The 9,575-nt window shown below is 72.2% G+C and carries 9 protein-coding genes; 5 read left to right on the top strand and 4 right to left on the bottom strand.

Annotated features, from left to right (window positions below):
* Positions 1–819 precede the first annotated feature (819 nt).
* The 3 genes from radA to AB0I21_RS38905 all read right to left on the bottom strand — a co-directional run bounded on the left by radA (position 820) and on the right by AB0I21_RS38905 (position 3,912).
* The gene (radA, locus tag AB0I21_RS38915; protein WP_360568703.1) at positions 820–2,229 is read right to left on the bottom strand and encodes a DNA repair protein RadA; all 1,410 of its coding nucleotides are present in this window, start codon (positions 2,227–2,229) and stop codon (positions 820–822) included.
* Positions 2,230–2,263: 34 nt separating this feature from the next.
* Positions 2,264–3,004 carry a hypothetical protein gene (locus AB0I21_RS38910; RefSeq protein ID WP_360568702.1) on the bottom strand — a complete coding sequence of 247 codons (741 nt, stop codon included), beginning with the start codon at positions 3,002–3,004 and terminating at the stop codon, positions 2,264–2,266.
* An 86-nt stretch (positions 3,005–3,090) separates the two neighbouring features.
* Positions 3,091–3,912, bottom strand: coding sequence for a UbiA family prenyltransferase (locus AB0I21_RS38905; RefSeq protein WP_360568701.1), 822 nt, complete (start codon positions 3,910–3,912; stop codon positions 3,091–3,093).
* Between the two features lie 45 nt (positions 3,913–3,957).
* On the opposite strand from AB0I21_RS38905, the gene AB0I21_RS38900 reads away from it, so the two are divergent.
* Positions 3,958–4,668 (top strand): methyltransferase domain-containing protein, encoded by a 711-nt coding sequence (locus AB0I21_RS38900; RefSeq protein ID WP_360568700.1) that lies wholly within the window; start codon positions 3,958–3,960, stop codon positions 4,666–4,668.
* A 20-nt stretch (positions 4,669–4,688) separates the two neighbouring features.
* Complete coding sequence (locus AB0I21_RS38895) at positions 4,689–5,705, top strand: type III polyketide synthase (protein ID WP_360568699.1); 1,017 nt, start codon at positions 4,689–4,691, stop codon at positions 5,703–5,705.
* Positions 5,706–5,732: 27 nt separating this feature from the next.
* Here the strand turns inward: AB0I21_RS38895 and AB0I21_RS38890 are convergent, their stop codons facing one another.
* Positions 5,733–6,515 (bottom strand): hypothetical protein, encoded by a 783-nt coding sequence (locus AB0I21_RS38890; RefSeq protein WP_360568698.1) that lies wholly within the window; start codon positions 6,513–6,515, stop codon positions 5,733–5,735.
* Positions 6,516–6,881: 366 nt separating this feature from the next.
* Between AB0I21_RS38890 and AB0I21_RS38885 the strand changes: the two genes are divergently transcribed.
* The 3 genes from AB0I21_RS38885 to AB0I21_RS38875 are packed head-to-tail and all read left to right on the top strand — an operon-like array spanning position 6,882 to position 8,790.
* Entirely contained in the window at positions 6,882–7,367 is a 486-nt protein-coding gene (locus AB0I21_RS38885; RefSeq protein ID WP_033363204.1) for a CarD family transcriptional regulator, read from the top strand.
* 39 nt (positions 7,368–7,406) lie between these two features.
* Entirely contained in the window at positions 7,407–8,177 is a 771-nt protein-coding gene (locus AB0I21_RS38880) for a 2-C-methyl-D-erythritol 4-phosphate cytidylyltransferase (protein WP_360568697.1), read from the top strand.
* Positions 8,178–8,181: 4 nt separating this feature from the next.
* Positions 8,182–8,790 (top strand): hypothetical protein, encoded by a 609-nt coding sequence (locus AB0I21_RS38875; RefSeq protein WP_360568696.1) that lies wholly within the window; start codon positions 8,182–8,184, stop codon positions 8,788–8,790.
* Positions 8,791–9,575 lie beyond the last annotated feature (785 nt).

The raw sequence follows: 9,575 nt of genomic DNA, 5'->3' as shown, positions 1-9,575 counted from the left end.
CCTCAACAAAGACCGCACCAACCACAACTGACCAACCACGGGAGGGGTCAAAATTCCCGAACCCAAACGGGGTCAATTTTCAAAAATCGGCGACACGGGCTGGAGCGGTGCGGGTTGACTGGCTGCGGTGCGGGGCGAGGGCTGGTCGAGTGGCTGCGGGCCGGTTCGGGGCTGGATTGGTGGGGTGGCCGGCTAAGGGGTCGGGTGGGCTGCTGTGGACTGGGTCGAGTGGTTGCGGTGTCAGCAGTTGATGCAGTGCCGGGCAGCTGGTGCGGTGCTGGGCGGTCTGGCCGGTGGGCGTGGGCGGGTCTGCCGATGACCGGGTCCGGGTCGAGACGGTCGGCGGCCTGCGGCAGCACCCCGGCCGGTGCCAGGACCCGGTGCAACCGTAGAAGTGGACGACCGGCTGCAGTGCTGGCTGCGGCGCGGCTGGGTTGGTGCGGTGCGGGTCAGCCAGTGCGGGTGGGTGGGCCTGCCGTAGAAGTGGTCGGCTGGCTGTGGTGCCGGGCGAGTTGGTGTGGAGTCGGTCGATTGGTTGTGGTTAGGCGGCTGGTGCTGTTCCGGGCAGGCCACCTAGTGGGGCGGATGGGCCTGCTGCCGTACAGGCCGTCGACCGGCTGGCTGCGGTGCGGCTGGATTGGTGCGGCTGGCTGCGGTGCGGCTGGGCTGGTGCGGCTGGGCTGGTGCGGCTGGGTTGGTGCGGTGCGGGTTAGGGGGCGGTGCTGGACGGGGGCTGGCTGAGTGAGTGGCTGCGGTGGCGGGCGAAGGGGGGCGGTTGTGTGGGTGCGGGTCGAGCCGGGATGGGGTTGGTGAGGTGGGTCAGCGGGGGTCGGCTTCGCTGGAGGCCTTCACGGCGTAGTGCAGGGCGGTGCGCACGTCGCTGACCTCCAGGACCCGCATGCCGGGTGGGGTGACGCCGGTGGCGGCGGGGCCGCAGCCGGGTGGGACGAGGGCGAAGCGGAAGCCCAGGCGGGCGGCCTCGGCGAGGCGGCGGGGGACGGCGCCGACGCGGCGGACCTCGCCGGTCAGACCCACCTCGCCGACGACGACCAGGTCGGGGGGCATGGGGAGGTCGTGGGCGGCGGAGGCGGCGGCGAGGGCCAGGGCCAGGTCGACGGCGGGCTCGGTGACGCGGAGGCCGCCGACCGTGGCGGCATAGACCTCGCGGTCGTGGAGCTGGATCTTGGCGCGCTGCTGGAGGACGGCGATGATCATGGCTAGGCGGGCGGAGTCGAGGCCGCTGACCGTGCGGCGGGGGGAGCCTGGGGTCTGGGCGCCGATCAGGGTCTGCACCTCGGTGACGAGGGCGCGGCGGCCCTCCATGGCGACGGAGACGCAGGTGCCGGAGACGGCGTCGGCATAGCGGGTGAGGAACAGGCCGCTCGGGTCGGGCAGGCTGGTGATGCCGCCCTCGTGCATCTCGAAGCAGCCGACCTCGTCGGCGGCGCCGAAGCGGTTCTTCAGGCCGCGGACCATGCGCAGCGAGGAGTGCTTGTCGCCCTCGAAGTTGAGCACGACGTCGACGAGGTGCTCCAGGACGCGGGGGCCGGCGACATTGCCGTCCTTGGTGACGTGGCCGACGAGGACGGTGGCGAGGCCGCGCTCCTTGGCGATGGCGACGAGGGCGGCGGTGACGGCGCGGACCTGGGTGACGCCGCCCGCGACGCCGTCGGTGCCGGGGGCGGAGATGGTCTGCACCGAGTCGAGGATGAGCAGCCCGGGCTTGACGGCGTCGAGGTGGCCGAAGACGGCGCCCAGGTCGCTCTCGGCGGCCAGGTAGAGCCGCTCATGGAGGGCGCCGATGCGCTCGGCGCGCAGGCGGACCTGACTCACCGACTCCTCGCCGCTGACGACGAGGGACGGGGTGTCGCTGTGCTTGGCCCACTGCTGGGCGACGTCGAGCAGGAGGGTGGACTTGCCGACCCCGGGCTCGCCGGCGAGCAGGACGACGGCGCCGGGGACGATGCCGCCGCCGAGCACCCGGTCGAACTCGGCCACGCCGGTCGGGCGGGCCTGGGCCGGCTTGGCGCTGATCTCGGCGATGGGGCGGGCGGGCTCCAGCGGGGCGCGGCTCTGGACGGAGCGCAGAGCGGTGGGGCCGAGCGCGGCCAGCGGGGAGGACTCGATGATCGAGCCCCACTCACCGCACTCGGGGCACCGCCCCATCCACTTGGCCGGCCGGTGGCCGCACACGTCGCACTGGTAGGCAGCGCCCCTCGTCTTCGTCACACCCGAAAACTAGCCGAGGGGTACGACAGAAAATCTATTCGCCCTCGTGGCCCACGACCGAGGTCGGTTTCGGCAGCGGGCTCAGCGGCACCGTCATCGGCAGCTCGTCGAGGGTGAGCTCGGTGGTGGTGCCGTCGGCGTACGTGAAGGTGAACTTGACGTCCGCCAGCGCACCGCCGGCCATCAGCACCTCGCCGGAGAGCTTCTCGACCGCGAGGTAGGTCTTGGTGCTCTGGCTCAGCGCGACGAACCCGCCGACCGGGATCTCGACGGCCATCTTCGCCGAGCCGACCGGGGCGGGCGCGGCGACCGCGGAGGGCGACTTAGACGCAGACGCAGGCGCGGACGGAGACCCGGACCCGGAACGCGGCGCGGACGGCGAGGCCGAAGAAGGCGAAGGCGCGGCAGAAGTGGGCGCGGGCGCGGCAGCGGCAGCGGCAGGCATGGCCCCGCCGACCAGGACCACGGTGCCCGAGGCGGAGGTCACGCCGGTCAGCTTCACGGACTGCTTCGCGTTGTTGAACAGCCGCACCTCGATCGGCACGACGCTGCCGGGCTTGTACTCGTTCGAGTACGCCACAGCGCCGTCGCGCAGCGCGATCAGGCCGTCGGTGCTGTTGGCGCTGACGCCGGGCACCGCGGCGACCTGGGTGTCGGTCTGCGTGATCTGACCGGCGCTGCAGCCCGAGAGCAGACCGACGCCGAGCGCGGCGGAAGCCAGCAGCGCGGCGCCCAGTACCGTGCGGCGGCGGGCAGCCGGAATCGTACGCGTCACCTTGGGTCCTCCATCTGGATCGGGCGGCCGACTACAGCCTAGATGCCGTTGATCGGCCGATTACGCGCACCCTGACACTGCACCGGTCACTCCAGGTTCAAGCCGCTGACCAGCAGGAATATCACATCGATCAACGCCACGGCGATGACCGACAGGAAGGGGACGCGGGAGGTGGGGTCGCGGCGCATGGCGTACACGCCGAAAGACAGCGCGGTCAGAGCGACCCCGAGGGTCGGCCAGAACAGCAGCGGAGGCGGCCCCGGCGGCCCGAACGCCAGGGCCCCGGTGGCGAGCAGCAGCAGCACGGCCGCGGCGGCGAGCGAGCCGCGCCGGCCGAGCAGGTGCGGCAGGCCCCGGACGCCGGTGCGGATGTCGTCGTCGAGGTCGGGCAGCGTGTTGACGAAGTGCGCGCCGGCCCCGAGCAGGGCGCCGGCGAGCAGCAGCCACACCGGCGGGTGCAGCCCCGCACCCAGCACGACGAACGCCGGCAGGCAGCCGAACGACACCGCGTACGGCAGCACCGACACGGGCGTCGCCTTCAACGGCCAGTCGTAGAGCAGCGCGGAGACCAGCGCGACCAGGGCGACGAGCCCGGGGGTGACGCCGGACAGGAGGCCCAGCGGCAGCACGAGCAGGCCCGCCGCGACGCCGAGCGAGAGGATCAACCGGCGGGACACCACCCCGGCGGCGACCGGCTTGTCCGTGCGGCCCACCGCGGCGTCCCGCGGGGCGTCCAGGGCGTCGTTGACCCACCCGATGGAGAGCTGGCTCGCCAGTACCGCAGCAGCCGCCGCAATCACACCCGGCCAGGGTCTTCCGAGTCCGAACGACAGCAGCGCGGCGACGGCCGTGACCGCCACCGCCGGCTCCGGGTGGCTGGAGCGCAGAATCGCGCGAGCAACCGACACTCGGCAAGTGTGGCTGTCGGAGGGGTTCCGTGTCAGTCTCGATCCATGCGATCGACGCGCCGGGCGCGTAATGACCCTGGTCAGTATGACGACCTGGCCGGTGAGTGGTGGCGTCCCGGTTCGCCGCTGTCGATGCTGTACTGGCTGGCCCGCGCCCGCGCCCGGCTCATCCCGCCGGCGGAGCGCGACGGCGCCGTGCTCATCGACCTCGGGTGCGGCGGCGGGCTGCTCGCCCCGCACATCGCCGGCAAGGGTTACCGGCACGTCGGCGTCGACCTGGTCGTGTCCGGGCTGGAGCAGGCCGCGGCCCACGGCGTCCTGCCCGTGCTGGCGGACGCGCGGCGGCTGCCGTTCCCCGACGGCACCGCCGACGTGGTGAGCGCGGGTGAACTGCTGGAGCATGTCCCGGACTGGCCGGCGGTGGTCGCCGAGGCGTGCCGCGTGCTGCGGCCCGGGGGCTGGCTGGTGCTCGACACGCTCGCCGACACCGCCGTGTCGCGGCTGGTCGCGGTGCGGATGGCCGAGGCGATCATTCCGGCGGTGCGGGGTATCCACGACCCGGCCCTGTTCGTCTCCCCGAGGAAGCTGCGAATCGAGTGCGCGCGCCACGGCGTGCCGCTCGCGGTGCGGGGCGTCCGGCCGACGCTGCCCGCGCTCACCCGGTGGCTCGTCACCCGCCGCAACGCTGTGCCGATCGTGCCGACGTTCACCACCGCGATCCTCTATCAGGGGCGCGGCAGAAAGGGGACCCAGTGACAGGTGCCGCGATCGCAGGCATGGGTGTGACATTCCCCGGCCCGATGCGCCAGGACGAGGTGTGGACGGGCTTCTTCGAGCGGCACTACAGCGGCCCCCGCAAGGGGTTGGCGAAGCGGATCTTCACCAACTCCGGCGTGGTCAGCCGGCACGGCGCGGTCAACCCGCTGATCGAGGACGCGTCAAGCTGGTCGACCGCCAAACGCATGGGCCGCTACCTGACCGAGGCGCTGCCGCTGGGCAAGGACGCGGTCACGAGCGCGCTCGACGCCGCTGGCCTGCGGCCGGACGAGGTCGGGCTGTTCGTGGTGTGCTCCTGCACCGGGTACGCCACCCCCGGCCTCGACATCCTCCTCGCCCGCGACCTCGGCATGGCGCCGTCGACCCAGCGCCTCTTCATCGGGCACATGGGCTGCTACGCCGCGCTGCCCGGGCTCGGCGCCGCGACCGACTTCGTGTCCGCCCGCGGCCGTCCGGCCGTGCTGCTCTGCCTCGAGCTGACCAGCCTGCACGTCCAGCCGCCCAGCGAGGATCCCCAGCAGATCGTGGCGCACGCCCTCTTCTCGGATGCGGCGGCGGCGGTGGTACTGGTGCCGCGGGCCGGACAGGAGGTCGCCGAGATCGCCGCCGTGACCGACACGGCCACGGCGGACCACATGACCTGGGACGTCACCGACCTCGGCTTCCGGATGGGGCTGTCGCCGAAGGTGCCCGACGTCCTGGCCATCTACGTCGCCGACCTGGTCGGTGACCTCCTCGCCCGGCACGGCCTGACCCTCGCCGACGTGGACGGCTGGGCGGTGCACCCGGGCGGCCCGCGCATCCTGGACGTGGTGCGTGACCAGCTCGCGCTGCCGGAGTCCGCGCTGGCCGAGTCCCGCGACACCCTCGCCGAACACGGCAACTGCTCGTCCCCGACGGTCCTGCTCATCATCGACGCCCTGCGCCGTCGCCCTTCCGGCCCGCCGAGGAACACCGTCGCGCTCGCGTTCGGCCCCGGGCTGACGCTGTACGGGACGCTCCTGCGCGGCCTCTGACCTGATCAGGCTCTGATCAGGCCTTGATCAGGCGGTTGGGGCCGGGGCCGCGGCTGCCAGGTTGCCCAGCTCCGAGTCGAAGGCCGACGCCGCCGTCACGGAGCTGACCGCCCTGATCATGGTGCCGTCGGCGGCCACCAGCAGGGCGGCCGTGGTGCGGCTCGGGGCGAGGAACGGCACCGCGGCCCGCACGGAGCTGTTGGGGTCGGCGAGCGCCCGGACCTTCACCTTCTCGTTCAGGCCCGGCGGCAGCGTCGGGACCCGGGCCGCGACGACGACGACCGTGGCCGACGGTGCCTTGCTCGCCGCGACCGCGTCGACCGTGCCGGTGATGAGGTCCGCGCAGGTGCAGCCCTCGACCAGCAGTACAACGGCCGGAGTGAGGTCACGCAGCGGCACCGCGGCGCCGTCGGCGTCGAACAGGCTGTGCCCGGTCAGCTTCACCACGGCGGGTGGTGACGGCGGCGTCACCTGCGGCGTGCCGTTGGGATTGCGCCGCGGCCACGCGACGGCGAACAGACTCACCAACGTCGCGATGACGGCGATCGACATGATCAGCAGCGGCACCGCGAGCCCCGGGGAATCGTCTCCCGCCCGCTGGACCGGCTCGGGCTTCAGATGCAGCCGGCGCCGCCAGCGGCGACGGATTGCGGCGCGGCGGAATTGTCGACGGATCGATGATCCTTCATCGTCGAGTGCGCCCGCATCGTCGGGAATGATGATCGTGCCCCACTCAGGGGGCAGGTCGGGGAGGCCACCACCATCTTGTGGTCGCTCACCACCGCCGTTGTCGCCCCGCAGCGTGCCCATCGCTGTTCTCCTCGCACCTGCCTCAACTTTCCCTCACCTGACGCGTCGGCGCCAGAGGAGCCACCCATCGAGATGGATGAAGAGTTTCCCACGCTCCGCCGCTGGTGGCATCACGGAGAGTGGTGTCGGAACGGTGTGCCGACGCATCTGTACGTACTCGCGGCAATCAATCGGAAATGTCCCACAGGCTGCGCATTTGCGTGTGCCCAGGGTTGTTGATCCGTTACGCAGCAGGTTCCACGATTCATGTCAAGCGGGAGAAAGGGGACTCACATGTGTTCTGACCTGCGCGAATGCTGCTCTCTGGGGTGGGACGACAGCGCGTGACCGTGTTACCCTAGACACAGCGAAAGGGGTTTCGAACCTATGGTTTTCAGTGTCGGCGAGACCGTTGTCTACCCCCACCACGGGGCCGCACTCATCGAGGCAATCGAGACTCGGGTCGTCAGGGGCGAGGAGAAGCAGTATCTCGTCCTCAGGGTCGCTCAGGGTGACCTGACGGTGCGGGTGCCCGCCGAAAACGCCGAGATCGTCGGCGTGCGCGAGGTGGTTGGCGAGGAAGGCCTGACCAAGGTCTTCGACGTCCTCCGCGCTCCGCACACCGAGGAGCCGACCAACTGGTCGCGGCGTTACAAGGCGAATCTGGAGAAGTTGGCCTCCGGCAATCCGCTCAAGGTCGCAGAGGTCGTTCGTGACCTGTGGCGCCGTGACCGGGAGCGTGGTTTGTCGGCCGGCGAGAAGCGCATGCTGGCCAAGGCGCGGGACATCCTGGTCGGTGAGGTGGCGCTCGCTGAGAAGAGCACCAAGGATGAGGCCGAGACGCTGCTGGACAAGGTGCTGACCGAGGCCTGACATCTCAGCCCGGCTATCACTGAGACCGAGGACCGCGACGTGACGGCGCACCCAAGCGTGCGTGGTGACGTCGCGGTCCTCGTGCCTGCTGCGGGCATGGGGGTCCGACTCGGCCCCGGCGCCCCGAAGGCACTGCGGCTCCTGCGAGGGGAGCCGCTGCTTGTGCACGCCGTTCGCCGGGTGGCAGCTGCCCCGAGCGTCGGCTGCATCGTCGTGGCCGCTCCTTCCGACGCCGTCGACGACGTCACCGCCCTGCTCGGTCCACTGGTCGCCAGTCCTGTGACCACTGCGCCAATTGTCGCCAGTGAGACCTGTGGTGCGGCTGAGCCGAAGCTGGAAGCTTCCAGTGAGTCTCCGCTGCTGCTCGTGGTCGCGGGTGGGGCGAGCCGGCAGGCGTCGGTCGCCGCCGCGCTGGCCGCGGTCCCCGCGGAGTTCGGCATCGTGCTCGTCCACGACGCGGCGCGTGCACTGACCCCACCGGAGCTGGTGGAGACGGTCGCGGACGCGGTGCGAGGGGGGCACGGCGCCGTCATACCCGTTCTTCCTGTGGTCGACACCATCAAAGAGGTCGACAATTCCGGCATTGTCGTCGGTACCGTCGACCGCTCGGTCCTCCGTGCCGTGCAGACCCCGCAGGGTTTCCGGCGCGACGTGCTGACCAGCGCCCATGCCGCCGCCGTCGACGAGCACACCGACGACGCCGGCATGGCGGAGAAGATCGGCGTGCCCGTCCACACGGTCCCGGGCTCCGAGGCGGCCATGAAGATCACCCGGCCGTTCGACCTGGCCATCGCCGAGCTGCTGTTCTGACACCGTGCACCGCCCGCCAGTCTGGCTCGTGGACGTCGACGGCGTCATCAACACCCGTCGCCCGCTCTGGGGCCCCGACCTGCGCCGCGGCGTCGCCCGCGCCGACGGCGTCGACTGGCCGATCCGGTGGGCGCCCGCGCTGATCACCCGGATGCGCCGCCTGTACGACGCCGGCCTGGTCGAGCTCCGCTGGTGCTCCACCTGGTGCCCGGACGCCGCCGAGCTGGAGCGGCTGTTCGGGCTGCCGCCGCTCGGCCGGGCCCTGAGCCCCGCGGCGCTCGCCGAGTCCTTGTCGACCGACGCCCTGAAGTTCGCCGCCGCCCGCAGCGTCCTCGCCGCCGGCCGCCGCCTGGTGTGGACCGACGACACCGCCGTCCCGGCGACCACCCTGACCGCCGGCGGTCGCGCCCTGCTGATCCGCCCGCACCCCCGCCGCGGCCTGCGGCCCAGCGACCTGACCACGATCGAGACCTTCGCCCGCCGCCACGCCTTTTTGTCGTACCCGGGCGATAGTGTCGATGGCATGACGGGGATCGATCATCCAGCCACGCGGCGGTTACCTCCGAGGCGACCGGGCGCAGGTCGTCGGGCACCTGGAGCGGCCCAGGTCTGACGTGACCTGAGGCACGTGCCTGGGTGCCGGCACCCCACGATCGGAGGGCGGTCCGGGTCGACTCGGGACGAGGCCCACGCTCCGGTCGCGGTCGGACTCGCCGGCCCGGCAGTGGGTCATGCCGGCGTCTGGCGTTCTCAATCGGCGCTCGGGGCGGGTGCGGCGCTCGGCCGGGGTTTGACGGAATCCGCCGATTCGGACACCGGTGCCCGAATCTCCGCGCGAACGTCCGCACCTGGAGGCCGGCGCCTCGAGGTGCGCGGCCGACCCTCCGCGCGCCTGGAGGTCGGCGGCTGGAGGCTGGCGGCTGGAGGTGCGCGCGGCCGACCCTCCGCGCGCCTGGAGGTCGGCGGCTGGGGGCCGGCGGCTGGGGGCCGGCGGCTGGGGGCCGGCGGCTGGGGGCCGGCGGCTGGGGGTGATCGCGGCTGATCCTCCGCTCGGCGGTGGTCGGCGCTTGGAGATCGGTGCCGGGAGGCTCGCCGCTGATGTCCGTCTGAGGGGCGGGGCTCCAGGGTCGGCGTCCGTCCACCCGCGTGAGGAGGTTGGCATGCTCGTTCCCCTCGTCGGCTCGCCGCCCCGTCCGGTCACCCGTGTGCGGGAGTTGGCGTCTGGGGACCGAGCCCGGCGACGGCCGAAGCCAGGAGGGGCGCCGCGGCCGACCCTCCCCGCGGCTGGAGGTCGGCGGCTGGGGGCCGGGCGTCTGGGGGTGATCGCGGCTGATCCTCCGCTCGGCGGTGGTCGGCGCTTGGAGATCGGTGCCGGGAGGCTCGCCGCTGATGTCCGTC

The sequence above is a fragment of the Dactylosporangium sp. NPDC050588 genome (assembly GCF_040654975.1).
Lineage (GTDB): Bacteria > Actinomycetota > Actinomycetes > Mycobacteriales > Micromonosporaceae > Dactylosporangium > Dactylosporangium maewongense.
The sequence above is the reverse complement of the archived record's forward strand: the minus strand, read 5'-3'. Positions and strand labels throughout refer to the sequence as shown.

Excerpts from the sequence above, each read along its gene's own strand:
- AB0I21_RS38900 (WP_360568700.1), top strand. The coding sequence starts at position 3,958 with ATGCGATCGACGCGCCGGGCGCGTAATGACCCTGGTCAGTATGACGAC.
- AB0I21_RS38895 (WP_360568699.1), top strand. The coding sequence starts at position 4,689 with ATGGGTGTGACATTCCCCGGCCCGATGCGCCAGGACGAGGTGTGGACG.
- AB0I21_RS38890 (WP_360568698.1), bottom strand. The coding sequence starts at position 6,515 with ATGGGCACGCTGCGGGGCGACAACGGCGGTGGTGAGCGACCACAAGAT.
- AB0I21_RS38885 (WP_033363204.1), top strand. The coding sequence starts at position 6,882 with ATGGTTTTCAGTGTCGGCGAGACCGTTGTCTACCCCCACCACGGGGCC.